The organism is Brevundimonas sp., assembly GCF_013912065.1.
Taxonomy (GTDB): Bacteria; Pseudomonadota; Alphaproteobacteria; order Caulobacterales; family Caulobacteraceae; genus Brevundimonas.
Map to the genome: position 1 here is coordinate 35,867 of NZ_JACESA010000004.1, position 24,501 is coordinate 60,367.

The window sequence follows — 24,501 nt, forward strand, 5'->3', positions numbered from 1 at the left end:
CCGGGCGGCGTCACGCTTCCGGCAGGCTGTATTCGAGGTCGTAGCGGTGTTCGCCGTCCGCGATGGTCAGGTGGAAGACCCCGCTGATCCCCGCCAGTTCGCCCTCGCCCGAGCCGGGGACGATGGTGATCAGCAGCTCCTGCGCGCCCGCATCCATGATCCCGCGATGGACCAGGGAGAAGGCGCCGTGACGTCCGCCCAGCGTCCCCGTCACCCGCTCCATGGCGACATAGGCGCCGTCCGAGCCGGTCCGGAGCGCCAGCATTTCGCCGAGACCGCGTCCTTCGAGCCCGCCCTGGAAGGTCTTGCTGAGCTGCATCCGGCCGTGGGCGTCGGCGGGGGCGTCGGTGGCGGGCGGGACCGGGGTGATCTGGACCTCGAAGGTTCCGACGGCGTGGGACATGAAGGAGCTCCGGTTCGGGACGGACTGGCCCGCAGCAGATTGGGTTGCAGCCGATTGGGCTGCGGCTTGAGAGACGTCGAACGGCGACATCAGCAGAATGCCGGACAGCAGAGCGCCGATCATCACGCCTCCTCCAGCATCAGCACGCCCGGCGCCGACTTCAGCGCGCCGCGCAGGGCGCCGTCCAGGCGGTAGCGGCCCGGCAGTTTCAGCTCGACCTCCTGGCGGCCGTCCAGCGAGGCGATGAGGGAGATTTCGCCCCCCTTGCCGATGGCGCCGGAGCGGGCGCGTTCGAGCCGGGCCTTCAGCGCCTCGGCGTCGGCGGTGCGCGCCGAGACATGGACCCGCAGGCCGATGTTGGCGTCGTCCAGCAGATTGTCCATCCGCGCGGCGTCGTCGCCGAAGAAGCGCACCTCGCCTTCCGACGCCTTCGCGCGGACCCGGACCATGACCGTGGCGCCGGGCTCCAGCACCTCGCGGCATTTGCGCAGCTGTTCGGGGGGGAACAGGCATTCGAACTCGCCGGTCGGGTCCGAGAAGGTGACGAAGGCGAACTTCTCGCCGGTCTTGGCGCTGGCCCGTTCCTGTCGGCGGCGCACCACCCCGGCCATCTGGAAAGCCTCGTGGCCGGACTCGGCCAGGGGAATGGCTTCGGCGACGAAGGTGACGCGCTTGCGCTTCAGGGCCGAGGTCATGTCGTCGAGCGGGTGGCCTGACAGATAGAAGCCGACGGCGGCCAGCTCGTGATCCAGCCGCTCAGGCCCGACCCAGGGGTCCACGCTCTTCAGGCGGGGGCGTCCGACGTGGGCCTGATCTCCGCCGAACAGGCTGACCTGAGACGAGGCGCGCTCGGCCGCCACGCTCTGGCAATAGGCCATCAGCACATCGGCCTGTTCGACCAGCTGGCGGCGGTTGGGATGGATGCTGTCGAAGGCGCCGGCCTTGGCCAGACCCTCCAGCGCCCGCTTGTTGACGCTGCGGGGATCGACCCGTTCCAGGAAGTCGAAGATGTCGGCGAAACGGCCGCCGGTCTCGCGCACCTCGATTACGTGTTTCATCGCCTCGAGGCCCACGTTGCGGATGGCGCCGAGGGCGTAGAGGACCGAGCCCTGGGTCTCGTCCCAGGCAACGTCGAAGTCGGCCGAGGAGCGGTTGAGGTCGGGCGGCAGGACCGGCACGTCGAACCGTTTGGCGTCCTGGTAGAAGACCGCCAGCTTGTCGGTGTTCGACAGGTCCAGGCTCATGGAAGCCGCGAAGAATTCGACCGGATGATTGGCCTTCAGCCAGCCCGTCTGGAAGGAGATCAGGGCGTAGGCGGCGGCGTGCGACTTGTTGAAACCATAGCCGGCGAACTTGGCCACCAGGTCGAAGATGGAGCCGGACTGGGTTTCGGGAACGGCCTTTTCGAGGGCGCCCTTGATGAAGCGCGCCCGCTGGAAGTCCATCTCCTCCTTCTTCTTCTTGCCCATGGCGCGACGCAGCAGGTCGGCTTCGCCCAGGCTGTAGCCGGCCAGGATCTGGGCGATCTTCATCACCTGTTCCTGGTAGATGATGACCCCATAGGTCTCGGTCAGCACCTCTTTCAGACTGGGGTGCAGATAATCGACCTCGGCCCGACCGAATTTGCGGTCGATATAGGTGTCGATCATCTCCATCGGCCCCGGCCGATAGAGGGAGATCAGGGCGGTGACCTCCTCGATCGAGCCGCAGCGCATCTTGCGCAGGGTGTCGCGCATGCCCTGGGATTCCAGCTGGAACACCCCGACCGTCTGGCCCGAGGCCATCAGTTCATAGGTGCGGGCGTCGTCCAGCGGCAGCTGGTTCCAGACCGGGGCGGCCCCGCGCCGCGACAGATAGCCGTGGGCCCGGTCCAAGGTGGTCAGGGTCTTCAGGCCCAGGAAGTCGAACTTGACCAACCCCGCCGGCTCGACCCATTTCATGTTGAACTGGGACGCCGGAATGGTGGAGCGCGGGTCCTGATACAAGGGCACCAGTTCGACCAAGGGCCGGTCGCCGATGACGATGCCGGCCGCGTGGGTCGAGGCGTTGCGATACAGCCCCTCCAGTTCCAGCGCCGTTTCCAGCAGGGTGCGAACCGCCAGCTCGGCGTCCCTCGCCTCTTTCAGGCGCGGCTCAAGGTCGATGGCCTGGGCCAGGGTGACGGGCGCGGCCGGATTGTTCGGCACCATCTTGCAGAGCCGGTCCACCTGACCCAGCGGCATCTGCAACACCCGGCCGACGTCGCGCAGCACGGCCCGCGCCTGGAGCGTGCCGAAGGTGATGATCTGGGCCACCCGGTCCTTGCCGTAGTGGGCCTGGACATAGTCGATCACCTCTTCGCGCCGCTCCTGGCAGAAGTCGATGTCGAAGTCGGGCATGGAGACCCGTTCGGGGTTCAGGAACCGCTCGAACAGCAGGCCGAACCGCAGCGGGTCCAGATCGGTGATGGTCAGGGACCAGGCCACCAGCGAGCCGGCCCCGGAGCCCCGTCCCGGGCCGACCGGGATCCCGTGTTCCTTGGCCCATTTGATGAAGTCGGACACGATCAGGAAATAGCCGGGGAAGCCCATCTGCTGGATGATGCCCACCTCCCACTCCAGGCGCGCCCAGTATTCCTCGACCGGCACGGCGGGCGGCGCCTCGGTCAGGCGGACCTTCAGGCCCTCGCGCGCCTGATAGGCCAGTTCGTCGGCCTCGGACCGTCCCGCCCCGGTATCGAAGCGCGGCAGAATGGGCGCGTGGGTCTTGACCAGGAAGGCGCAGCGGCGGGCGATGTCGATGGTGCTGTCGCAGGCCTCGGGCAGGTCGGCGAACAGGTCGCGCATGACGGCCGCCGACTTGAACCAGTGCTCCCCGGTGATGCGGCGGCGGTCTTCCTGGCCGGTGAAGGCGCCGTCGGCGATGCACAGCAGGGCGTCGTGCGACTTGGCCTGGGCCGCCTTGGCGTAATAGACGTCGTTGGTGGCGACCAGGGGGACGTCATGGGCGTAGGCCCATTCGACCAGCCCCGGCTCGGCTCGCTTCTCGTCGTCCAGGCCGTGGCGCTGAAGCTCGACATAGAAGCGGTCCCCGAAGACCGACTTCATCGTCTCCAAAGCGGCTGCGGCCTCGGCCGTCTTGCCCTGGGCGAACAGGGGGTCGACCGGACCGTCGGGACCGCCCGACAGCAGGATCAGACCTTCGCACCGCGCCGCGACCTGACCCCAGGCCACGCCCGGCTCGGCCATCTCGCCCGCGTCCAGATAGGCCGAGGATGACAGGGCGCACAGATTGCGCCATCCGGCCTCGTTCTGGACCAGAAGGACCACGGTCGGGGTCTTGGCCCAGCGGGGCGTCTGGCGCCCGCCGATGTCGAACACCGGCAGGGCGCAGGCGACGATCGGCTGGACGCCCGCGTCCCGGGTGTACTGGCTGAACTCGAGCGCGCCGAACAGATTGGTCCGGTCCGCGATGGCCACCGCCGGCATGCCCGCGTCCGCAGCCATCTTGCCGATCTTGCCCGCCTTGATCGCGCCTTCCAGCAGCGAATAGGCCGAGCGGACCCGCAGATGGACGAAACCCTGACCTTCTGCCCCGCTCACCCGTCCACTCCTTCAGCTTGACTGCAGATTAGACCCCGACTCGGTCAGCGCACCAATGGCGCCCAGCGCCTTGGCGCTAAAACAGGGTGACAAGGCGCCAAACGTGCCAAAGGCGCCGAACCTGCTTGTCAGACCGAGGTGACCATCAGGGCCGCCTGCCAGGCCATCCAGACGAAGCCGCCGCACGATGCAAGCGACAGCAGATCTCTCATCAAACGCGGCATGGTCTTATCCCCAGGTCGATCAATGTTCCTGACTTGTTCTATGTTCCCTCATTGTTCTCGTCAACCCCCGTTGTTAGCCCCAGGCGGGGCAGGCTTGAAACCAATCGATCCGCCCCATCGTATGGCCTTGGAGAAAGGGAGATGTCCCATGTCAAAGACCCGCACCTTCGCCACCGCCCTGGCCCTGTCGTTGATCGCCGGCCTGTCGCCGCTAGGCAGCGCCGGCGCGCAGAACCAACCCGCTACCCAGACCGCGATCTTCGCCGGCGGCTGTTTCTGGTCCGAGGAGAAGGCTTTCGACGGCCTGCCCGGCGTCTATTCGGCGGTGTCGGGCTTCGTCGGCGGCCATACGGCCAATCCGACCTATTATCAGGTGGTGCGCGGCGGAACCGGCCATATGGAGGCGGTTCAGGTGACCTTCGACCCGACCGTGGTCAGCTATCGCGCCCTGGTGGACCGCTACTGGCGCACCATCGATCCGACCGACCCGGACGGGCAGTTCTGCGACCAGGGGCCGTCGTACCGGACGGCGGTCTTCGCCACGGCGGATCAGCGTGCGGCCGCTGTGGCCTCGCGCGACGCGGCGATGCGGGTCCTGCGCAAGAGCTTCACCACCCCGGTCGTCGGCGTCCAGCGCTTCTGGCCTGCCGGTCAGGAACACCAGGACTACGCCCGCCGCAACCACGCCCATTACGAAGCCTATCGTCAGGGCTGCCGCCGACCGCAAAGCCTGCGCGCCATCTGGGGCGACGCCGCAGTCAGCTGAGGCGAGTATTCAGCAGGCCTGACTCAATAAGCCTGGCTCAATACGCTTGGCTTTCGGCCGCCCGTTCTTCCAGATGACCGTCCTTCAGGGCGAAGACGCGGTCCATGTGGCCGGCCAGCTCCATGTTGTGGGTGGCGATCAGGGCGGCGACGCCCGTGGTCTTGGCCAGGTCGCGCAGGGATTCGAACACCGACTGGCTGGTCGTCGGGTCGAGGTTTCCGGTCGGTTCGTCGGCCAGCAGCAGGCGCGGGCGATTGGCCAGGGCGCGGGCGATGGCGACCCGCTGCTTCTCGCCGCCGGACAGTTGCGCCGGCTGGTGGGTCAGGCGCTCGCCCAGGCCAAGGGCGGTCAGGGTCTCCTCCGCCTGGGCGCGGGCCTTGGCGAGGCTGAGGCCCGCGATGCGCATCGGCAGGGCGACATTGTCGCGGGCGTCGAACTCGGCCAGCAGATGGTGAAACTGATAGACGAAGCCGATGCGCGACAGGCGCAGACGGGTGCGGGCGCGCTCGTCCAGATCCCCCACCATCTCGCCGTCGATGGCGACCGTGCCTTCGGTCGGCTTTTCCAGCAGGCCGGCGGCGTGCAGCAGGCTGGACTTGCCCGAGCCGGACGGACCGATCAGGCCGACAATCTCGCCCGGCATGACGTCCAGATCGACGCCCTTCAGCACGGTCAGGCCGCCGTTGGCGGTGTCATAGGTGCGGGTCAGGCCGCGCACCGACAGGATGGGACTACTCATAGCGGAGCGCCTCCACCGGATCGATGCGAGAGGCCGTCCAGGACGGCGGCAGGCTGGCGACACAGCTCATGCCGAACGACAGCAAGGCCACCCAGGTCACGTCCATGGGATCGACCAGGGCCGGGATGGCGTCCAGCTGATAGACGTCGGCATTGAACAGCTGGACCCCCAGCACCGCCTCGATGGCGTGCTGGATGGCGCCGATGTTCCAGCAAAACAGCAGGCCCAGGGCCAGGCCCGCCAGAGTGCCCGCCACGCCGATCATGGCGCCGGACATGAAGAAGATGCGCAGGATGGCCGAGGGGCTAGCGCCGACGGTGCGCAGGATGGCGATGTCGCGCGTCTTGTTCTTCACCAGCATGACGATGCCGGAGATGATGTTCATGGCGGCGATGGCGACGACCAGGCCCAGGATGATGCTCATGGCCACCCGCTCGACCCGCAGGGCGCCGTAGAAGGCGGCGAGCCGCTCGCGCCAGTCGCTGACGATCGCGCCCGGTCCAGCGGCGTCGTGGATGGCCGGGGTCAGTTCGCCGACCTGGTCGGGATCGTCGACCTTGATCTCGATGGCGTCCCAGACCCCCTCCTTGCCGAAGAACAGCTGCTGCTGCTCCAGCGGCATGAACAGGAAGGCGCGGTCGAAGTCGGCGGTGCCAGAACGGAACAGGCCGCCGACGAAATAGGTTTTCTCCAGCCCGCCCAGATTGCCGAAGGCGCTATCGGCGCCCGTCGGGGAATAGAGGGTGACGGGGTCGCCCACCCGCAGGCCGAGGGAGTTGGCCAGGGCCGCGCCCATCAGGATGCGGTCGCCGCCGTAGTCGCCCTGGCCGAAATTGGCCCGTTCCTGCGGCGTCAGGCTGTCGAACACGTATTTGGTGGTGGCCAGGTCCTGAGGCCGTACGCCGCGGACCATGGCGCCCGTGGTGAAGTTGCCGACCCGGACCAGGCTCTGGCTCTCATTCAGGGGGGTGACGCTGACCACCCCGGGCACGTCGGCGATCCGCTTCAGGGCGGCGTCGCGGCCTTCCGAGGTCAGGACCGGGCCCTGCACGTACATGTGGCCGTTGAACGACAGCATCCGGCCCAGCAGTTCGGAGCGGAAGCCGGCCATGATGCTCATCACGCTGATCAGGACGGCAACGGCCAGCATGATGCCGATGAAGCTGATCACGGCGATGGTGGCGACCCCGCCCTCCTTGCGCTTGGCGCGCAGGTAGCGGAGGGCCAGGCCGATCTCCCACGCGGAGAAGGCGCCGGAAGGACGGGACGGCAGGTTCAAGCAGTCAACCTTTCGATGGCTTCGGCCAGGGGCACGGAGACCTTCTCGCCGGTGGCGCGGCGCTTCAGCTCGACAACGCCGTCGGCCAGGCCCTTGGGACCGATGGTCAGCTGCCAGGGCACGCCGATCAGGTCGGCGGTGGCGAACTTGCCGCCCGGCCGTTCGTCGGTGTCGTCATACAGCACGTCCTTGCCCAGTTTTTCCAGCTGGGCCACCGCGTCCTCGCAGGCGGCGGAGACGGCTTCGTCATTGGCGCGCAGATTGATCACGACCACGTCGAACGGGGCCACAGCGTCGGGCCAGATGATGCCGCCCTCGTCGTGGCTGGCCTCGATGATGGCGCCCAGGAGGCGCGACACGCCGACGCCATAGCTGCCCATGTGGACATTGGCGTCCTGACCGTCCGGCCCGGCGACCTTGGCCTTCATCGGGGCCGAGTATTTCTCGCCGAAATAGAAGATGTGGCCGACCTCGATGCCGCGCGCCGACAGGCGGTCGCCCTCGGCGGTCTCGGCCTCGAAGCGGGCTTCGTCGTGCATTTCCTCGGTCGCGGCGTAGAGCGCGGTTCGCTGATCAACGATTGACTGAAGATCGTCCCAGTCCACGTCCGCGCCCGGCGCCGGCATTTCCACCAGGGCCTTGTCGCAGAAGACGGCGCTTTCACCCGTTTCGGCCAGGACGATGAATTCGTGGCTCAGGTCGCCGCCGATGGGGCCGGTGTCGGCGCGCATCGGCACGGCCTTCAGACCCATGCGGGCGAAGGTGTTCAGATAGGCCACGAACATCCGATTATAGGCCTTGCGGGCCGAGGCCTCGTCGACGTCGAACGAATAGGCGTCCTTCATCAGGAACTCGCGGCCGCGCATGACGCCGAACCTGGGGCGGCGCTCGTCGCGGAACTTCCACTGGATGTGAAACAGGTTCAGCGGCAGCGACTTGTAGGACTTCACATAGGCGCGGAAGATGTCGGTGATCATCTCCTCGTTGGTCGGGCCGTACAGCAGTTCGCGCTCGTGCCGGTCGGTGATGCGCAGCATCTCGGGGCCGTAGGCGTCGTAACGGCCGCTCTCGCGCCACAGGTCCGCCAGTTGCAGGGTCGGCATCAGCAGTTCGATCGCGCCGGCCCGCTGCTGCTCTTCCCGGACGATCTGCTCGATCTTGCGCAGCACCCGCAGGCCCAGCGGCAGCCAGGCGTAGATGCCGGCGGCCTCCTGCTTGATCATGCCGGCGCGCAGCATCAGCTGGTGCGAAACGATCTGGGCGTCCGAAGGGGCTTCCTTCAGCGTGGGCAGGAAAAAGCGCGACAGGCGCATGATGGGGAATCCTAGGCGTAGAGACAGACCAAGGCTTTAGCCGCTGGACCGGGGCGAAAGCTAGGCCGGATCGGGATTAGACGGCGGGCGCGCGCGAGAAGTCCGGCAGGGGCAGCCAGCCGGTGAAGATCAGCACCATGACGAAGGCCCAGACGATGGCCGCGACCCAGGTGGTGGTGATGAATTTGCGCTTCAGGTTCGGCGTGGTCGGCGCCCCCCACTGGGCGCCGTCGGTCGGCGGCTCGTGGGTCTCGCGCGAGGTTCCCAGCGGCAAAACGCCGAACAGCACCGTCCACCAGACGATGATATAGATGCCGACCATGGTGGCGGGGCCGATGGGCATGAGACCTCCTGTCCGAACTTTGGCGTCCGGTTGAAACCGGTCTAGAGGATCATCCTCCCCTCGACGAGTCCACGCCATGCCGCAGATCACCCTGGAATACACCCGTCACCTGGCCGACGCCGACTGGAAGGCTGTCGCCCTGGATATCCATGCGGCGGCTGTCGAAATCGCCGGCGCCGCCCTGTCGGCCTGCAAGACCCGGCTGATCGCCCTGGACCATGTCGTCATCGCCGACGATACGCCCCAGACCGCGATGCTGGCCTGCCGCATCGGCCTGATGCCGGGACGCACGTCGGAGCAGAAGATCGCGCTCAGCGAAAAGGTGCTCGAAATCCTGACCGCCGCCCTGCCCGGCACGACCGGCAAGGTCGAGGTGTCGGCCGAGGTGTTCGAACTGAACGAGACCTATCGCAAGGCCACGCTCGGCTGAACGCGACATCGGGGATGACCGCGCTTCAGGGATGCGGGCGACCGACGCCGTAGCGGGCCGCCAGATAGGGGGCGATGGCGTGGTCCTGGAGGAAGCGCCGACCGGTCGTTTCGCTGATCTTGGCCTCGGGCCAGTCCAGTTCGCCGTCGAGGATCAGGATGGGGCAGCTTTGATACGCCTCGCCCACCTCGGCGATGACCGACGGGCGCGGCCGGGGGTGGTCCAGATAGATCACCTCAAGGGCGTCCCGTAGCTGCGGATAGAAGGCCAGCACGCCCTCCACATAGGCCCCGGCGGGGCAGAACCACGGTCCGCCCTGGTCGTCGCGCCAGTCGGGATTCAGCAGGAAGAGTCGTTCGGTCATGGACGAGATATAGCCGAACTCGGACAGGGGTCGCGACCAATCCAATTTCGGCGCCCCTCCCAATCCCGTCACCCTCGGGACAAGCCCGAGGGTGACGGGATGGGTACACCTTAAACCCGTAGGACGACCGTCTCGACGATCGGGCGGCGGTCCCAGATCTGCTGGCTGGCCTTCTTCAGCACGCGGGCGACGGCCTGTTCGATGACCATTTCGTCGTCCAGCGCCTCGCCCTTCAAGCTCTTGACCACCTGTTCGACGCGCTCGGCCAGATTGTCCAGGGCGTCGCCCAGCGGCGTCGAGATGTCGCCGGGCAGGCCGACGCTGCGGATGTCGATGTCGCTGGCGATGAGGCCGCGCTTGTCCAGGGCGAAGCTGACGATCAGCACGCCGTTGGTCGAGGCGTGGCGACGCTCCTTCAGGGCTTCGCCCTGTTCCGTCACCAGCATGCCGCCGTCGACATAGAGACGGCCGTTCGGCACCTCGTCGATGATCTTGGCCGGTCCGGGGGCCAGGCGCACCATGTCGCCGTTGCGCGGGGTGACGGTTTCCTTGACGCCGACGTCCTTGGCCAGGTTGGCGTGTTCCAGCAGGAAGCGGCGCACGCCGTGGGTCGGCACCGCGATCTGCGGCCGGGCCCATTCGTACATCTGCTTCAGTTCGTCACGGCAAGGGTGGCCCGAGACGTGGATGCCGGGATGGTCCTTCTCGGTATAGAGGCGCACGCCCCGATCCGCGAGCCGGTCCTGCAGATTGCCGATAGCCAGTTCGTTGCCGGGGATCTGGCGCGACGAGAAGATGCAGTGGTCGCCCAGGCCCAGTTTGACGACCGGATGGGTGCCGTCGGCGACGCGCGACAGGGCCGCGCGCGCCTCGCCCTGGCTGCCGGTGCACAGATAAAGGATCTGGTCGGCGGGCCAGACGCGGGCTTCTTCGTCCGACAGGAAGGGTTTCACGTCCTGCAGCATGCCGACGTGTTTGGCCGCCGCCGTGATCCGGTGCATCGACCGGCCGGCCAGGCAGACGCGACGTCCGCAGGCCTCGGCGGCGCGGATGACGCTGTCCATGCGCGCGACGTTGGAGGCGAAACAGCCGACGGCGACCCGGCCCTTCAGGCTGGCGATCAGTTTGGCGATGGCCACGGCGACATCGCCCTCGGACCCGGCCACGCCCGGCACGAAGACATTGGTCGAATCGCAGACCATGGCCAGCACGCCCTCGTCGCCCAGGGCGCGGATGGCGGGGGCGTCGGTCTTGGTCCCGATCACCGGCTGGTCGTCGATCTTCCAGTCGCCGGTGTGGAACACCAGGCCCAGGGGGGTGTCGATGGCCAGGCCGCTGGGCTCGGCGATCGAGTGGGTCATGTTGACGAAGGTGACGCCGAACGAGCCGATGTCGACCGTCCCGCCCAGCGGAACCTCGATCAGTTCGACCTCGTCCAGAATGCCGCGTTCGCGCAGCTTGTCGCGGATCAGATAGGCGGTGAAGGGGGTCGCATAGACCGGCGCCTTCAGGCGCGGCCACAGCCAGCCCAGCGCACCGATATGGTCCTCGTGCGCATGGGTCAGGACGATGCCCTTGATGGTCTCGCCCTCCAGATAGGAGGGGTCGGGCACGATCACGTCCACGCCGGGCGTCGACAGGTCGCCGAAGGTGACGCCGACATCGACGATCAGCCATTCACGATTAGCCTCAGGTCCGAAACCATAGGCGTTCAGGTTCATACCGACCTCGTCCGAGCCGCCCAGCGGCAGGAAAACGAGTTCGTCTTGGTTTTGCTTTTTCATTCAGTCAGTCAAATGGGCGTTACGACGCCAGATTTCGAGGAGGCCGCGGATAGTTAAATCGGGATCGAAGTGATCGATGCTGTCGGTCGCGCCTTCGAACAGGCTGGCGACGCCGCCGGTGCCGATGACGGTCATGGGCCGCGCCCACTCCGCCTTGATGCGCCCGACCAGGCCTTCGATCAATGAGATATAGCCCCAGAAGACGCCGGACTGCATCGCCTCGACCGTGCCCCGGCCGATGACGTGTTCCGGGCGCTGAATGGCGATGCGCGGCAGTTTGGCCGCCGCCTCGTGCAGGGCCTGAAGCGACAGATTGATGCCGGGCGCGATCAGGCCGCCCTCGAAGGCGCCGTCTTCGGCGACGATGTCGAAGGTGGTCGCCGTGCCGCTGTCGATGACGATCAGGTCGCCGGGATAGACCAGCTTGGCCCCGATGGCGTTGACCAGACGGTCGGCCCCCGCCTCGCTGGGCTTGGCGATGCGGACGTCGATGCCCAGTTCGGCGTTCTCGCCGATCACCAGGGGTTCGATGTTCAGATAGCGCCGCGCCAGATTGCGCAGGTTGAAGATCGACTGGGGCACGACGCTGGAGATGATGCAGCCGGTCAGGGCGGCGAACTCCAGCCCCTTCATCGACAGCAACTGGTTCAGCCAGACGGCGTATTCGTCGGCGGTGCGGCTGGCCTCGGTGGCGGCGCGCCATTGGGCGATCCATTCGGACCCGTCATGGACCGCGAACAGCGTATTGGTGTTGCCCTGTTCGATCGCCAGCAGCATCAGACGGCCCTGCCCTGTGCGCCTTGGCCGAAGAAGACGTCGCCGGCCGAGATCAGCCGTACCGAACCATCGGCCAGACGCAGGCGCAGCGCGCCGTCGGGCTCCACGCCCTCGGCCATGCCTTCCAGGGTCTCGTTGTCCAGACGCGCGACGCAGGGGCCGTTCAGCCCGGTCAGGCGGCTGGTCCAGGCGTCCAGCACGGGCTCGAAGCCGAGCGTCTGCCAACGACCCCACCAGACGGCGAAGGTCTCGGCCAGGATCTCGGCGGCGGCCTCGATGGGGGGCACATAGGCCAGGTCGGCCCGCAAGCGGGCGGAGACCGAGGTGGCGCCGCTCTCGGTGTCGTCAGGGGCATGGGCCAGGTTCACGCCGATGCCGACGGCCAGCCACAGGTCGCCGTTCGCATGGGCGCCGGACTCGACCAGGATGCCCGACACCTTGACCCCGTCCAGCAGGACGTCGTTGGGCCATTTGATCGTCACCAGGGCCGGCGAGACGAAGACATCCAGCAGGTCGGCGACCGCCAGAGCCGCGACGAAAGTGGCCTGGGCCGCCTCGGCCGCCAACTTGGGCGTGGTGATCAGCAGGGTAGCCGCCAGGTTGCCCTGTTCGGTGTCCCACTTGCGGCCCCGCCGCCCGCGCCCGGCGGTCTGGCGCCGCGCCACGATCCAGCGCGGGCCGGCCTCCCCGGCCTCGGCGAGACGACGGGCCTCGGCGTTGGTCGAGTCGATCTCGTCGAGAATGACCAGGGGGACAGGCGTCAAAGCCCTAACCGTTCCCGAAGCCGGCGCTCGCAACCTTGGTCAGCGGCTCCAGCCAGGTCAGACCCACGATCACCAGCGGGAAGGCGAAGGCGGCCGAGGCCCAGCCGATCAGGCTGGTTTCCGGCGAGGCCTTGTCGGTCTTGATCTCGTCGGCCGACGCGTCGAACCACATCAGCTTGATGATCCGCAGATAATAGAAGGCGGCGACGACCGAGGCGACCAGACCGGCGGCGGCGACCGGCCACAGGCCGGCGTCCGCGGCGGCGCCGAAGACATAATACTTGCCCCAGAAGCCCGAGAACGGGGGCATGCCCAGGACCGACAGCGACAGGATGGTCAGGGCGATGGCCGTAACCGGACGGTCCTTCTTCAGCCCCGCCAGATCGGCGATGCGACGGATCGGGCGGCCCGACTTGGACAGGGACAGCAGGATGGCGAAGAAGCCCAGCTGGTCGACGACATACAGGGTCATGAACATCAGCATGGCCTGCAGGCCCTCGCTGGTGCCGGCGGCGATGCCCAGCAGGGCGTAGCCGATGTTGGCGATCGACGAATAGGCCAGCAGGCGCTGGATGTCCTTCTGCACCAGACCGCCGAAGGCGCCGACGACGAAGCTGAGCAACGAGATGGCGACCAGGACCTGGGACCACTGGGCGTGGGCCTGGCCGAAGCCGCCCTCGAGAGCGCGGGCGATCAGGACCATGGCGGCGACCTTGGGAGCCGTGGCGAACAGGGCCACGACCGGGGTCGGGGCGCCCTCATAGACATCGGGCGTCCACATGTGGAAGGGCGCAGCCGAGACCTTGAACGCCAGGCCGCAGATCAGGAAGACCAGGCCGAAGATCAGGCCCGGACTCGGATGGTCGGCGGCGAAGGCGGCGATGTCCTCGAACCGCATCGAGCCGGCGAAACCGTAGATCAGGCTGGCGCCGTACAGCAGCAGGCCCGAAGACAGGGCGCCGAGGACGAAATACTTCAGGCCCGCTTCCGACGCCTTGACGTCGTCGCGGTGGAAGGCGGCGAGGACATACAGGGCCAGCGAATGCAGCTCGATCCCGACATACATGGAGATCAGGTCGCCCGAGGACGCCATCATCCCCATCCCGACCGAAGCCAGGACGATCAGGACCGGATATTCGAACTTGGCGATATGGGTCCGCTTCATCCAGCCGTCGCCGAGGATGATGGCCACGGCGGCGGACAGATAGATGACGCTCTTGCCGTAGATGGCCAGGGGATCGGCCACATAGGCGCCGTTGAAGGCGACGCCCCACGGGCCGGTGAAGGCGATGACGGCGGCAGCGATCAGCAGCAGGACCGACAGGATGGACACCAGCCGGGCGCTCTTGTCGCCGATGAAGGCGCCGACCATCAGCAGGACCAGGGCGCCGCCCGCGAGGGTCAGCTCCGAGGCGGCGAGATGCAGGGCGGAGGACAGATCAGGCATGCTTGGTCTCACCCGCCGATCGCGGCGCGATAGGCGCTGGTCAGGGCCTCGACGGCGGGCCCGGTGTAATCGAGGACGGCGGCCGGATAGACCCCCAGCCAGATGGTGCCGATGATCAGGGGCACGAACAGAAGCAGTTCGCGCTTGTCGATATCGGCGATGGTCTGAAGCTTCGGATTGGTGATCTCGCCGAACATGACCGCGCGGTACAGGGTCAGGGCGTAGACCGCCGAGAAGATCACGCCCGAAGCCGCCACCAGGGCCGCCCAGGTCGAGGCCTGATAGGCGCCGGTCATGGTCAGGACCTCGCCGATGAAGCCCGAGGTGCCCGGCAGGCCGACGTTGGCCATGGTGAACATCAGGAAGATGGCGGCGTACCAGGGCATCCGCGACGTCAGGCCGCCGTAGAAGGCGATCTCACGCGTGTGCATCCGGTCGTAGACGACGCCGACACACAGGAACAGCGCGCCCGAGATCAGGCCGTGGCTGATCATCTGGAACACCGCGCCCTGCATGCCCTGGTCGTTGCCCGAGAAGATGCCCAGGGTCACGAAGCCCATGTGGGCGACCGACGAATAGGCGATCAGCTTCTTGATGTCCGTCTGACGCCAGGCGACCAGCGACGTATAGACGATGGCGATCACCGACAGGGTGAAGACCAGCGGGCGGAACATTTCGGACGCGACCGGGAACATGGGCACGTTGAACAGGATGAAGCCGTAACCGCCCAGCTTCAGCAGGATGCCGGCCAGGATGACCGAGCCCGCCGTCGGCGCCTGGACGTGGGCGTCGGGCAGCCAGGTGTGGACCGGCCACATCGGCATCTTCACCGCGAAGGAGGCGAAGAAGGCCAGCCACAGCAGGGGCTGAACGCTCGGGCTGAAGGCGTATTGCTTCAGCTCGGGGATGCTGGTGGTGCCGGCGGTGTGCGACATCCACAGCATGGCCAGCAGCATCAGCACCGACCCGAGCAGGGTGTAGAGGAAGAACTTGTAGGCGGCGTAGATCCGGTTGGCGCCGCCCCAGATGCCGATGATCAGGAACATAGGCACCAGGGTGCCTTCGAAGAAGATGTAGAAGAGATACAGGTCCAGCGCCGTGAAGACGCCGATGACCAGGGTCTCCAGCACCAGGAAGGCGATCATATATTCGACGACGCGCGTCTCGATCGACTTCCAGCTGGCCAGGATGCAGATCGGCATCAGGAGGGCCGTCAGCACGACGAACAGGATCGAGATCCCGTCGACGCCCAGATGATAGCTGGCCCCGGCGAACCAGGGGACCATTTCGACGAACTGATAGGCCGGGCTCGACGGATCGAAGCCGGCGACCAGCGCGACCGACACGCCCAGCACCGCCAGGGTGGTGATCAGGGCGATCCAGCGCGCGGCCGGTGCGGCGGCGTCCTGGCTCTTGGACGCCAGCCGGACGAGCAGGATCGCCAGGGCGCCGACCAGCGGCAGGAATGTAACGAGGCTCAGAATGTAGGGCACGGGCTCAGGCTCCCCACGCGAGGATGGCGAAGGTGAGCAGACCGGCCACCCCGAGCAGCATCACGAAGGCATAATGATAGACATAGCCGGACTGGAGCTTGCCCAGTCGCGCGGCCGATTTCAGCGACGCCCAGGCGGCGCCGTTCGGGCCGAGGCCGTCGATGATCTTGACGTCGACGATCTTCCAGAAGGCGTCGCCGATGGCCTTGAAGCCGCGGACGAAGACGAAGTCGTACAGCTCGTCGAAATACCACTTGTTATACAGGAAGCGGTAGATCGCCCCGTCCCGCTCGGCCATGCGGCGGCCCATGCCTTCGCGGGCGACGTAGATCCAGTAGGCGAAGGCCGTGCCGATCAGCGTCAGGATCAGCGGCGACCATTTCACCCAGGTCGGGACGTCATGGCTTTCATGCAGCACATGGTTGTGCGCGCCGGTGAAGATGGCTCCGCGCCAGAACTCGCCCTCGTGGTGGCCGATGAAGTGCGGCGCGAAGATGAAGCCGGCGGCGACGGCGCCGATCGACAGCAGGATCAGCGGGATCAGCATGACCAGCGGGCTCTCGTGCGGATGCAGCGGACCGTGGTGGCCATGATCGTCGTGCGCGTGATCGTCATGGGCGTGAGCAGCATGAGCGGGGGCGGCGTGGCCGTCGTCATGCGCGTCCGGCAGCGGTTCGGAATGGGTTTCCAGCTGGGCGTCGGTGGCGTGATCGTCGACGTGGTGCGCGCCCTCTTCCTTCCACACGGGCTTGTTGTGGAAGGTCATGAAGACCAGACGCCAGGAATAATAGGCGGTCAGGCCGGCGGCGATGATGCCCACGAAGAAGGCGAACAGGCCGATCGCGCTGTGGCCGCTGGCGGCCGAGGCATAGGCGCTCTCGATGATCGAGTCCTTGGAGTAGAAGCCGGCGAAGCCGCCGACGCCGGGGATGCCCAGGCCGGTTATGGCGATGGTGCCGATGGTCATGACCGCATAGGTGACCGGCAGCAGCTTCCACAGGCCGCCCATCTTCCGCATGTCCTGCTCGTGATGCATGCCATGGATCACCGAACCGGCGCCCAGGAACAGCAGGGCCTTGAAGAAGGCGTGGGTGAACAAGTGGAACATGGCCGCCTGATAGGCGCCGACGCCCGCCGCGAAGAACATATAGCCCAGCTGCGAACAGGTCGAATAGGCGATGACCCGTTTGATGTCGTTCTGGGTCAGGCCGATCGTGGCGGCGAACAGGGCCGTGATCGCGCCGATGATGGCGATGATCTGCGACGCGCCCGGCGCGTATTCATAGATCGGCGACAGCAGGCAGACCATATAGACGCCCGCGGTCACCATGGTGGCGGCGTGGATCAGGGCCGAGACCGGGGTCGGGCCTTCCATCGCGTCGGGCAGCCAGGTGTGGAGGAAGAACTGGGCCGACTTGCCCATGGCGCCGATGAACAGCAGGAAGCCGGCCAGGTCGAGCGCGGACCACTGGACGCCCAGGAACTCCCACGTCGTGCCGGCCCGCTCGCCGATTATCGGGAACAGTTCGGCGAACTCGATCGTGCCGTACATCCAGAAGATGGTGATGATGCCCAGGACGAAGCCGAAGTCGCCGACGCGGTTCACGACGAAGGCCTTGATGGCGGCGGCGCTGGCGGTCGGCTTCTTGAACCAGAAGCCGATCAGCAGATAGGAGGCCAGACCCACGCCTTCCCAGCCAAAGAAGATCTGCATGAAGTCGGCGGCCGTCACCAGCGCCAGCATCATGAAGGTGAACAGGGACAGATAGGAGAAGAAGCGCGGCCGGCTGTCGTCCTCGGACATATAGCCCCAGGAATACAGGTGAACCAGCGACGAGACGCTGGTGACCACGATCAGCATGGTCGCCGACAGGGCGTCGATGCGGATCGACCAGGCCGACTGGAAGTCGCCCACATTGATGAAGGGCGCCAGACGGATGGTGAAGGGCTCAAGATGGCCCCAGGTCCATTGTCCGAACACGGTCCAGGCGACGGCGCACGAGAAGAACAGCAGGCCGGTCGTGACGGTCTGCGACGGAATATCGCCGATCCGGCGTCCGAAGAAGCCGGCGACGGCCGCGCCCAGCAGCGGGGCGAAGATCCCGAGAATGATCAGGGTGTGGAAAGTCACGCTCAGCCCTTCATCACGGAGGCGTCGTCGACCGCGATGTCGCCGCGGTTACGGAAGAAGGTCACCAGGATGGCCAGGCCGACGGCGGCCTCGGCCGCCGCGACGGTCAGGACGAACATGGCCATGATCTGCCCCGACACCTCGTTCAGGTAGGTCGAGAAGGCGACGAAGTTGATGTTCACGGCCAGCAGGATCAGCTCGATCGACATCAGGATGATGATGACGTTCTTGCGGTTCACGAAGATGCCGAAGACGCCGATCGTGAACAGGATCGCCGCCACGCTCAGATAATGGATGAGACCGATGTCCATCAGAGAAGCTCCTCGGGCGAGACGCCCTGCCCGGTCTGGACCGACTTGATCTCCATCGCCTTGGCGGCAGAGCGGTTGACCTGGTCGGTGATGTTCTGGCGCTTGATGTGCGGCTTGTGGCGCAGGGTCAGGGTGATGGCCCCGATCATGGCGATCAGCAGCACGATCCCGGCGGCCTGGAAGAAGTAGATATAGTCGGTGTAGAGCACCCGGCCGATCGCCTCGATATTGCTCATGTCGGCGTCGGGCGCGCCCGGCGCGGCCAGACCGGCGGTCGCGCCGCCCTGGATCACCGCGCTGGAGACCACGATCATCTCGACCAGCAGGACCGCCGCGATGACCGCCCCGATCGGCAGGTAGCGGGCGTAACCCTCGCGCAGCTTCAGGAAGTCGACGTCCAGCATCATGACGACGAACAGGAACAGCACCGCCACCGCGCCGACGTAGACGACGACCAGCAGCATGGCGAGGAACTCCGCGCCGAGCAGGACAAACAGACCCGCCGCCGAGAAGAAGGCCAGGATCAACCACAGCACGCTGTGCACCGGATTGCGCGCGGTCACGACCAGGAGGCCGGACACCACAGCGGTCGCCGCCAGCAGATAGAAGGCTATGCCTTGCAGCATGTCGGGACGAAGCCCCTTTCGTATCGGCCGCGACCCCGTTTGGGAATCGCCGACCCGTTCAAGCGAGAAGCGCCTTAGCGGTAAGGCGCGTCGAGTTCCAGATTCTTGGCGATCTGCCGTTCCCAGCGATCCCCGTTGTCGAGCAGTCGGGCCTTGTCAAACAGCAGCTCCTCGCGCGTTTCCACGGCGAATTCGGAGTTGGGGCCTTCGACGATGGCGTCCACCGGGCAGGCCTCCTGGCACAGGCCGCAGTAGATACATTTGACCATGTCGATGTCGTACCGGGTCGTGCGGCGGCTGCCGTCGGCGCGCGGTTCGGCCTCGATGGTGATGGCCTGGGCCGGGCAGATGGCCTCACACAGCTTGCAGGCGATGCAGCGTTCCTCGCCGTTCGCATAGCGACGCAGCACATGCTCGCCGCGGAAACGGGGCGACTGCGGGTTCCGCTCGAACGGATAGTTCACGGTCGCCTTGGGGCGGGCCATGTACTTCAGGGTCAGGCCGATGGCGCCGATGGCGTCTAGCATCATCGCGCCCTTGGCGGCCTGGGCGATACGAGTGAACATCAGAAGCGATCCTCTGGCGCCGGGGCGCCGTTGGTTGAAGTCTGGGCGGGCGCGGTCGCCGACGGGGCCTGTTGGGCCTGGTCGTCACGCCATTCGCGCTCGATGCGCGCCTGACGCCGTTCCCACTGATAGGTGGACTCGGGCATGCGGGTGTCGGGCGCGCAGGCGCCCAGCATCACCATCAGACCCAGCCCGGCGACGACGGCCTTCATCACGCGCCCACCATGAAGACGCGCCAGCCGGCGGTGATGACCACGGCGACCAGCGAGGCCGGCAGGAAGATCTTCCAGCCCAGGCGCATCAGCTGGTCATAGCGATAGCGGGGCACGAAGGCCTTCACCAGGGCGATGGCCAGGAACCAGAACACCGTCTTGGTGATGAAGGTCAGCAGATAGATCGTATAGGCGATCCAGGCCGGCAGGCCGTCCAGCGTCTCCTGCGACAGGAAGCCGGGGTTCCAGCCGCCAAAGAACAGGATGCTGACCATCGCCGACATGAAGACGATGTTGACGTACTCGCCCATCATGAACAGCAGATAGGTGGTCGAGCTGTATTCGACCTGATAGCCGGCGACGAGTTCGGATTCGGCTTCCGGCAGGTCGAACGGCGGGCGGTTGGTTTCCGCCAGGGCCGAGATGAAGAAGACCATAGACATCGGGAACATGACGAGGATCAGGGGCCAGGTGCCCTGCCCGCCGCCGAAGGCGTACCAGTTCCAGAAAAAGCCGCTCTGGCTCTCGACGATCTGTGACAGATTCATCGTCCCGGCCAGCAGGATGACATTGATGATGATCAGGCCCAGCGAGACCTCATAGGACACCATCTGCGCCGCCGACCGCAGCGAACCCAGGAACGGATACTTCGAGTTCGAAGCCCAGCCGCCCATGATGATGCCGTACACGCCCAGCGACGAGATCGCGAAGACATAGAGGATGCCGACGTTCAGGTCGGACACCACCCAGCCGGGCGCGAACGGGATAACGGCCCAGGCCATGAAGGCCAGGATGACGGTGATGATCGGCGCCAGGATGAAGACCGCCTTGTCGGCGCCGGAGGGGATGACCACCTCCTTCAGCACGAACTTCAGCATGTCGGCGAACGACTGCAGCAGGCCGAAGGGACCGACGACGTTCGGTCCCTTGCGCATCTGCACCGAGGCCCAGACCTTGCGGTCGGCCAGCAGCAGGAAGGCGACGGCGAGCAGCACGCAGACGGTGATCAGCAGGACCTGACCGAGGGTGATCAGCGTCCAGCCGCCGGGGGTGGCCCAGAAAGAAACAGCAGCGTCCATGACTTACTCCGCCGCCATCGCGACCGGGGCGATCCGCAGGGCGGACAGCTCGGCCATGGTCGCGCTGGCGCGCGCGATCGGGTTGGAAAGATAGGGGTCGGTCACGACCGAGGCGAAGACCCGGTCGCCCAGGTCGCCCTTGGCGCCCAGTTTCGACGGATCGAACGCGGTCGGGGCCGGCAGATAGTCGATCCGGCCGAAGGTCGGATGATCGGCCATCAGCCTGGTCCGCAACTGGTCCAGGGTGTCGTAAGCCAGGGTCTGGTCGACGCGGGCCGACAGGGCGCGAATGATGGCCCAGTCTTCCTTGGCCTCGCCCTTCGGGAAGACCACGCGTTCGGCCATCTGCACCCGGCCTTCGGTATTGACGTACAGGCCGGCCTTCTCGGTATAGGCGGCGCCGGGCAGGATGACGTCAGCGCCGTGCGCGCCCCGGTCGCCGTGGCTGCCCAGATAGACGCGGAAGGCGTTGGAGCCGGTCGGATCGACCTCGTCGGCGCCCAGCAGGAACAGAACGTCCAGAGCGCCCGGCCTCAGCATCTCCGACACCGTCAGACCGCCCTCGGCAGGCACGAAGCCCATGTCCAGACCGGCGACGCGCGCGGCGGCGTGGTGCAGGACGTTGAAACCGTTCCAACCGTCGGCGATCACGCCGACCTTCTTGGCCAGGGCGCCCAGGGCGTTCAGGACGGCCGGGCCGTCCTCGCCGATCAAGGCGCCGGAGCCGACGATGATCGCCGGGCGCTCGGCCTTGGTCAGGAAGTCCAGCGCCGACTTGGGCAGCTTGGCCAGGGTCTTCGAACCGGCGCCCAGATAGGCGTAGTCGAAGGTCAGGTCGATCTGTTCGCCGATGACGCCGATCTCGACCCCGCCCTTGATCCAGCTCTTGCGCAGGCGGGCGTTCAGCAGCGGCGCCTCGACGCGCGGGTTGGCGCCCACGATCAGGATGGCGTCAGCCTTTTCAATACCTTCCAGGCCGGAGTTGAACAGCCAGCTCTCACGCGGGCCATAGCCCAGAGCGGCGCCGTCCTGGCGGCAGTCGGTGTTCTTGGAGCCCAGGGCGCGGAACAGGTCCAGCGTCGCCTTCATCGACTCGGCGTCCTGCAGGTCGCCGGCGATGACGCCGATGCGATCGGCGGGCGCGGCCTTCAGCTTGGCGGCGACGGCGTCCAGCGCCTCGTTCCAGGTCGCCGCGCGCAGCTTGCCGTTCTCGCGGATCCACGGGCGATCCAGGCGGCGCGCGGTCAGGCCGTCGACGACATAGCGGCTCTTGTCGGACAGCCACTCCTCGTTGATGCCTTCGTTCACGCGCGGCAGAACCCGCATGACCTCGGAGCCGCGGAAGTCGGCGCGGATGTTCGAGCCCAGGGCGTCCATGACGTCGATGGTCTCGGTCTTCTTCAGTTCCCACGGACGATAGTGGTACTGCCAGGGACGGTGCGTCAGGGCGCCGACCGGGCACAGGTCGTTGACATTGCCCGACAGTTCCGAGGCGACCGACTTCTCGAGATAGGTGGTGATCTCGGCGTCCTCGCCGCGCGAGATCATGCCGATGTCCGGCACGCCGGCGACCTCGGTGATGAAGCGGACGCAGCGCGTGCACTGGATGCAGCGCGTCATGAAGGTCTTGATGGTCGGCCCCATGGCCTTTTCCTCGACCGCGCGCTTGTTCTCGGCATAGCGAGAGCCGTCGCGGCCGTAACCCATCGACTGGTCCTGCAGGTCGCACTCGCCGCCCTGGTCGCAGATCGGGCAATCCAGCGGGTGGTTGATGAGCAGGAACTCCATCACGCCTTCGCGGGCCTTACGGACCATCGGCGTGTCGGTGAAAATCTCTTGACCTTCGGCGGCCGGAAGCGCGCACGAGGCCTGGGGCTTCGGCGGTCCGGGCTTCACCTCGACCAGGCACATCCGGCAGTTGCCGGCGATGGACAGGCGTTCGTGGTAGCAGAAGCGTGGAATTTCCTGTCCGGCGCGCTCGGCGACCTGGAGCACGGTCATCCCGGGCTCGAACTCGGTTTCAACGCCGTTGACCTTGGCGATAGGCATCAGCGGGCCTCTTCTTCAGCGGGAACGGCCAGTTCGGCCTGTTCCGTCGTCCCATCCGGGAGCGTCTGGGTGATGGTGATCGCCTGACCGTCCATGACGTAGCGGATCACCGGATCGTCCGACTGGTTCATCCAGCGAACGAGGCTTTCATCGGGCAGATCGAGCGGTTTCCACACGATCAGATCTTTCTCGACGCGGCAGTCGGCGCGCATCCGGCCGCCGTCGACCGGGGCGCGCCACGAGGCGTGGACCACGCCGCCCTCGACGCCGTCGACGTCGATCGCCATCGGCGGCTGGCCGTGGATCGCGGCCAGACCGGCGCGGCAGACGCGACGCAGGTCGGCGGGGGTCAGAACCTCGGGCGCCGTCTTGACCGCGTCGGAGGTCTTGACCTCGGTCGCCGCGATCTCCACCGGACGCGGCGCAGCCTCACGCTCGCCGCAGGCGGCGAGAGCGAAGGCTCCGATCACGATGGCGGACGACAGGCGCATCATTACTCCGCGGCGATGGCGTGGCCGGCGAAGTTCGCGCGGCGGCTGCGGTAGTTGGCGATACGCTCTTCGATCTCGTGGCGGAAGTGACGGATCAGGCCCTGAACCGGCCAGGCGGCCGCGTCGCCCAGGGCGCAGATGGTGTGGCCCTCGACCTGACCGGCGACGTCCAGCAGCAGGTCGATCTCCGACGGATCGGCCTCGCCCACCGACATCCGCTCCAGCACGCGCCACATCCAGCCGGTGCCTTCACGGCACGGCGTACACTGGCCGCAGCTCTCATGCTTGTAGAAATAGCTGATGCGGGCGATGGCCTTCACCAGGTCGGTGGAGTTGTCCATCACGATGACGGCGGCGGTGCCGAGGCCCGAGCGCATGTCGCGCAGGCTGTCGAAGTCCATCAGCGCCGTCTCGGACATCTCGCGGGTGATCAGCGGCACGGACGAACCGCCGGGGATCACGGCCTTGAGGTTGTCCCAACCGCCGCGCACGCCGCCGCAATGTTCTTCCAGCAGCTGACGCAGCGGGATCGACATGGCCTCTTCGACCACGCAGGGCGCGTTCACATGGCCGGAGATAGCCATCAGCTTGGTGCCGGTGTTGTTCGGCCGACCGAAGCCCGCGAACCAGTCGGCGCCGCGACGCAGGATCGTGCCGACGACGGCGATGGACTCGACGTTGTTCACCGTGGTGGGGCAGCCGTACAGGCCCGCGCCGGCCGGGAACGGCGGCTTCAGGCGGGGCTGGCCCTTCTTGCCTTCCAGCGATTCCAGCAGGGCGGTCTCTTCGCCGCAGATATAGGCGCCGGCGCCGTGGTGGATATAGACGTCGAAGTCCCAGCCGTGGACGTTGTCCTTGCCGATCAGACGGGCCTCATAGGCCTGTTTGACCGCCGCCTCCATCCGCTCGCGTTCCAGCACATATTCGCCGCGCAGATAGATGTAGCAGGCGTGGGCCTGCATGGCGAAGGAGGCGATCAGGCAGCCTTCGATCAGCAGTTGGGGATCATGACGCATGATCTCCCGGTCCTTGCAGGTGCCGGGTTCGGATTCGTCGGCGTTGACGACCAGGTAGTGAGGGCGATCCTTCACTTCCTTGGGCATGAACGACCATTTCAGACCGGTCGAGAAGCCGGCGCCGCCGCGGCCGCGCAGACCCGAGGCCTTGACGTTGTTGATGATCCAGTCGCGACCAAGGTCCAGCATGTCCTTGGTGGCGTTCCAGGCGCCGCGCTTCTTCGCCCCGTCCAGCGTCCAGTCCTGGAAGCCGTACAGATTGGTGAAGATCCGGTCCTTGTCTTCGAGAATACCGACCATCAGGCTGCTCCTG

The 24,501-nt window shown here is 66.5% G+C and carries 23 protein-coding genes; 2 read left to right on the top strand and 21 right to left on the bottom strand.

Annotation, left to right across the window (positions count from 1 at the left end):
* Window positions 1-10: 10 nt before the first annotated feature.
* On the bottom strand, window positions 11-526 hold the full coding sequence (locus H2037_RS04585) for a DUF3224 domain-containing protein (protein WP_292118330.1): 516 nt from the start codon (window positions 524-526) through the stop codon (window positions 11-13).
* Window positions 526-3,984: a DNA polymerase III subunit alpha gene (gene dnaE / locus H2037_RS04590; RefSeq protein WP_292118332.1), complete on the bottom strand. Its 3,459-nt coding sequence runs from the start codon at window positions 3,982-3,984 to the stop codon at window positions 526-528. The genes H2037_RS04585 and dnaE overlap by 1 nt, the downstream gene beginning before the upstream one ends.
* A 372-nt stretch (window positions 3,985-4,356) precedes the next feature.
* Here dnaE and msrA point away from each other — a divergent pair, with 372 nt between their 5' ends.
* A complete protein-coding gene (msrA, locus tag H2037_RS04595; RefSeq protein WP_292118334.1) occupies window positions 4,357-4,974 on the top strand; it encodes a peptide-methionine (S)-S-oxide reductase MsrA in 618 nt (205 codons plus the stop codon).
* 37 nt (window positions 4,975-5,011) lie between these two features.
* Here msrA and H2037_RS04600 read toward each other — a convergent pair whose 3' ends face one another.
* The 4 genes from H2037_RS04600 to H2037_RS04615 form a co-directional block, all read right to left on the bottom strand.
* On the bottom strand, window positions 5,012-5,713 hold the full coding sequence (locus H2037_RS04600) for an ABC transporter ATP-binding protein (RefSeq protein ID WP_292118335.1): 702 nt from the start codon (window positions 5,711-5,713) through the stop codon (window positions 5,012-5,014).
* A complete protein-coding gene (locus H2037_RS04605) occupies window positions 5,706-6,992 on the bottom strand; it encodes a lipoprotein-releasing ABC transporter permease subunit (RefSeq protein WP_292118357.1) in 1,287 nt (428 codons plus the stop codon). The genes H2037_RS04600 and H2037_RS04605 overlap by 8 nt, the downstream gene beginning before the upstream one ends.
* Entirely contained in the window at window positions 6,989-8,305 is a 1,317-nt protein-coding gene (gene proS / locus H2037_RS04610; RefSeq protein ID WP_292118359.1) for a proline--tRNA ligase, read from the bottom strand. The genes H2037_RS04605 and proS overlap by 4 nt, the downstream gene beginning before the upstream one ends.
* Before the next feature lie 76 nt (window positions 8,306-8,381).
* Window positions 8,382-8,648: a DUF1467 family protein gene (locus tag H2037_RS04615; RefSeq protein ID WP_292118362.1), complete on the bottom strand. Its 267-nt coding sequence runs from the start codon at window positions 8,646-8,648 to the stop codon at window positions 8,382-8,384.
* A gap of 76 nt (window positions 8,649-8,724) precedes the next feature.
* On the opposite strand from H2037_RS04615, the gene H2037_RS04620 reads away from it, so the two are divergent.
* Window positions 8,725-9,078: an isomerase gene (locus tag H2037_RS04620; protein WP_292118365.1), complete on the top strand. Its 354-nt coding sequence runs from the start codon at window positions 8,725-8,727 to the stop codon at window positions 9,076-9,078.
* Window positions 9,079-9,103: 25 nt separating this feature from the next.
* On the opposite strand, the gene H2037_RS04625 is transcribed toward H2037_RS04620, so the two are convergent.
* The 15 genes from H2037_RS04625 to nuoF all read right to left on the bottom strand — a co-directional run bounded on the left by H2037_RS04625 (window position 9,104) and on the right by nuoF (window position 24,488).
* Window positions 9,104-9,442, bottom strand: a complete 339-nt coding sequence (locus H2037_RS04625; RefSeq protein ID WP_292118367.1) for a DUF3088 family protein — start codon at window positions 9,440-9,442, stop codon at window positions 9,104-9,106.
* Window positions 9,443-9,552: 110 nt separating this feature from the next.
* Window positions 9,553-11,226 (bottom strand): ribonuclease J, encoded by a 1,674-nt coding sequence (locus H2037_RS04630; RefSeq protein ID WP_292118368.1) that lies wholly within the window; start codon window positions 11,224-11,226, stop codon window positions 9,553-9,555.
* The gene (locus tag H2037_RS04635; RefSeq protein ID WP_292118749.1) at window positions 11,227-12,006 is read right to left on the bottom strand and encodes a type III pantothenate kinase; all 780 of its coding nucleotides are present in this window, start codon (window positions 12,004-12,006) and stop codon (window positions 11,227-11,229) included.
* Entirely contained in the window at window positions 12,003-12,767 is a 765-nt protein-coding gene (locus H2037_RS04640) for a biotin--[acetyl-CoA-carboxylase] ligase (RefSeq protein WP_292118371.1), read from the bottom strand. Before H2037_RS04640 ends, H2037_RS04635 begins: the two co-directional genes overlap by 4 nt.
* 4 nt (window positions 12,768-12,771) lie before the next feature.
* The gene (gene nuoN / locus H2037_RS04645; RefSeq protein WP_292118374.1) at window positions 12,772-14,214 is read right to left on the bottom strand and encodes an NADH-quinone oxidoreductase subunit NuoN; all 1,443 of its coding nucleotides are present in this window, start codon (window positions 14,212-14,214) and stop codon (window positions 12,772-12,774) included.
* Between the two features lie 8 nt (window positions 14,215-14,222).
* The gene (locus H2037_RS04650) at window positions 14,223-15,707 is read right to left on the bottom strand and encodes an NADH-quinone oxidoreductase subunit M (RefSeq protein ID WP_292118376.1); all 1,485 of its coding nucleotides are present in this window, start codon (window positions 15,705-15,707) and stop codon (window positions 14,223-14,225) included.
* 4 nt (window positions 15,708-15,711) lie between these two features.
* Window positions 15,712-17,838: an NADH-quinone oxidoreductase subunit L gene (nuoL, locus tag H2037_RS04655; RefSeq protein WP_292118377.1), complete on the bottom strand. Its 2,127-nt coding sequence runs from the start codon at window positions 17,836-17,838 to the stop codon at window positions 15,712-15,714.
* A 2-nt stretch (window positions 17,839-17,840) separates the two neighbouring features.
* Window positions 17,841-18,149, bottom strand: coding sequence for an NADH-quinone oxidoreductase subunit NuoK (gene nuoK / locus H2037_RS04660; RefSeq protein WP_292118378.1), 309 nt, complete (start codon window positions 18,147-18,149; stop codon window positions 17,841-17,843).
* Window positions 18,149-18,775, bottom strand: a complete 627-nt coding sequence (locus tag H2037_RS04665) for an NADH-quinone oxidoreductase subunit J (protein WP_292118380.1) — start codon at window positions 18,773-18,775, stop codon at window positions 18,149-18,151. Before H2037_RS04665 ends, nuoK begins: the two co-directional genes overlap by 1 nt.
* A gap of 74 nt (window positions 18,776-18,849) precedes the next feature.
* Window positions 18,850-19,341: an NADH-quinone oxidoreductase subunit NuoI gene (gene nuoI, locus H2037_RS04670; RefSeq protein WP_292118382.1), complete on the bottom strand. Its 492-nt coding sequence runs from the start codon at window positions 19,339-19,341 to the stop codon at window positions 18,850-18,852.
* A complete protein-coding gene (locus H2037_RS04675) occupies window positions 19,341-19,553 on the bottom strand; it encodes a hypothetical protein (protein ID WP_292118384.1) in 213 nt (70 codons plus the stop codon). The genes nuoI and H2037_RS04675 overlap by 1 nt, the downstream gene beginning before the upstream one ends.
* Complete coding sequence (gene nuoH, locus H2037_RS04680; RefSeq protein ID WP_292118386.1) at window positions 19,553-20,632, bottom strand: NADH-quinone oxidoreductase subunit NuoH; 1,080 nt, start codon at window positions 20,630-20,632, stop codon at window positions 19,553-19,555. The genes H2037_RS04675 and nuoH overlap by 1 nt, the downstream gene beginning before the upstream one ends.
* 3 nt (window positions 20,633-20,635) lie before the next feature.
* On the bottom strand, window positions 20,636-22,681 hold the full coding sequence (nuoG, locus tag H2037_RS04685; protein ID WP_292118388.1) for an NADH-quinone oxidoreductase subunit NuoG: 2,046 nt from the start codon (window positions 22,679-22,681) through the stop codon (window positions 20,636-20,638).
* Window positions 22,681-23,175, bottom strand: coding sequence for a hypothetical protein (locus H2037_RS04690; protein WP_292118390.1), 495 nt, complete (start codon window positions 23,173-23,175; stop codon window positions 22,681-22,683). The genes nuoG and H2037_RS04690 overlap by 1 nt, the downstream gene beginning before the upstream one ends.
* Window positions 23,175-24,488: an NADH-quinone oxidoreductase subunit NuoF gene (nuoF, locus tag H2037_RS04695; protein ID WP_292118393.1), complete on the bottom strand. Its 1,314-nt coding sequence runs from the start codon at window positions 24,486-24,488 to the stop codon at window positions 23,175-23,177. The genes H2037_RS04690 and nuoF overlap by 1 nt, the downstream gene beginning before the upstream one ends.
* Window positions 24,489-24,501: the final 13 nt, after the last annotated feature.

Excerpts from the sequence above, each read along its gene's own strand:
- H2037_RS04665 (WP_292118380.1), bottom strand. The coding sequence starts at position 18,775 with ATGCTGCAAGGCATAGCCTTCTATCTGCTGGCGGCGACCGCTGTGGTG.
- nuoF (WP_292118393.1), bottom strand. The coding sequence starts at position 24,488 with ATGGTCGGTATTCTCGAAGACAAGGACCGGATCTTCACCAATCTGTAC.
- proS (WP_292118359.1), bottom strand. The coding sequence starts at position 8,305 with ATGCGCCTGTCGCGCTTTTTCCTGCCCACGCTGAAGGAAGCCCCTTCG.
- H2037_RS04690 (WP_292118390.1), bottom strand. The coding sequence starts at position 23,175 with ATGATGCGCCTGTCGTCCGCCATCGTGATCGGAGCCTTCGCTCTCGCC.
- nuoN (WP_292118374.1), bottom strand. The coding sequence starts at position 14,214 with ATGCCTGATCTGTCCTCCGCCCTGCATCTCGCCGCCTCGGAGCTGACC.
- H2037_RS04585 (WP_292118330.1), bottom strand. The coding sequence starts at position 526 with ATGATCGGCGCTCTGCTGTCCGGCATTCTGCTGATGTCGCCGTTCGAC.
- H2037_RS04600 (WP_292118335.1), bottom strand. The coding sequence starts at position 5,713 with ATGAGTAGTCCCATCCTGTCGGTGCGCGGCCTGACCCGCACCTATGAC.
- nuoG (WP_292118388.1), bottom strand. The coding sequence starts at position 22,681 with ATGCCTATCGCCAAGGTCAACGGCGTTGAAACCGAGTTCGAGCCCGGG.
- H2037_RS04675 (WP_292118384.1), bottom strand. The coding sequence starts at position 19,553 with ATGAAGGCCGTCGTCGCCGGGCTGGGTCTGATGGTGATGCTGGGCGCC.
- H2037_RS04630 (WP_292118368.1), bottom strand. The coding sequence starts at position 11,226 with ATGAAAAAGCAAAACCAAGACGAACTCGTTTTCCTGCCGCTGGGCGGC.
- nuoI (WP_292118382.1), bottom strand. The coding sequence starts at position 19,341 with ATGTTCACTCGTATCGCCCAGGCCGCCAAGGGCGCGATGATGCTAGAC.
- nuoK (WP_292118378.1), bottom strand. The coding sequence starts at position 18,149 with ATGGACATCGGTCTCATCCATTATCTGAGCGTGGCGGCGATCCTGTTC.
- H2037_RS04620 (WP_292118365.1), top strand. The coding sequence starts at position 8,725 with ATGCCGCAGATCACCCTGGAATACACCCGTCACCTGGCCGACGCCGAC.
- nuoH (WP_292118386.1), bottom strand. The coding sequence starts at position 20,632 with ATGGACGCTGCTGTTTCTTTCTGGGCCACCCCCGGCGGCTGGACGCTG.
- H2037_RS04615 (WP_292118362.1), bottom strand. The coding sequence starts at position 8,648 with ATGCCCATCGGCCCCGCCACCATGGTCGGCATCTATATCATCGTCTGG.
- msrA (WP_292118334.1), top strand. The coding sequence starts at position 4,357 with ATGTCAAAGACCCGCACCTTCGCCACCGCCCTGGCCCTGTCGTTGATC.
- H2037_RS04625 (WP_292118367.1), bottom strand. The coding sequence starts at position 9,442 with ATGACCGAACGACTCTTCCTGCTGAATCCCGACTGGCGCGACGACCAG.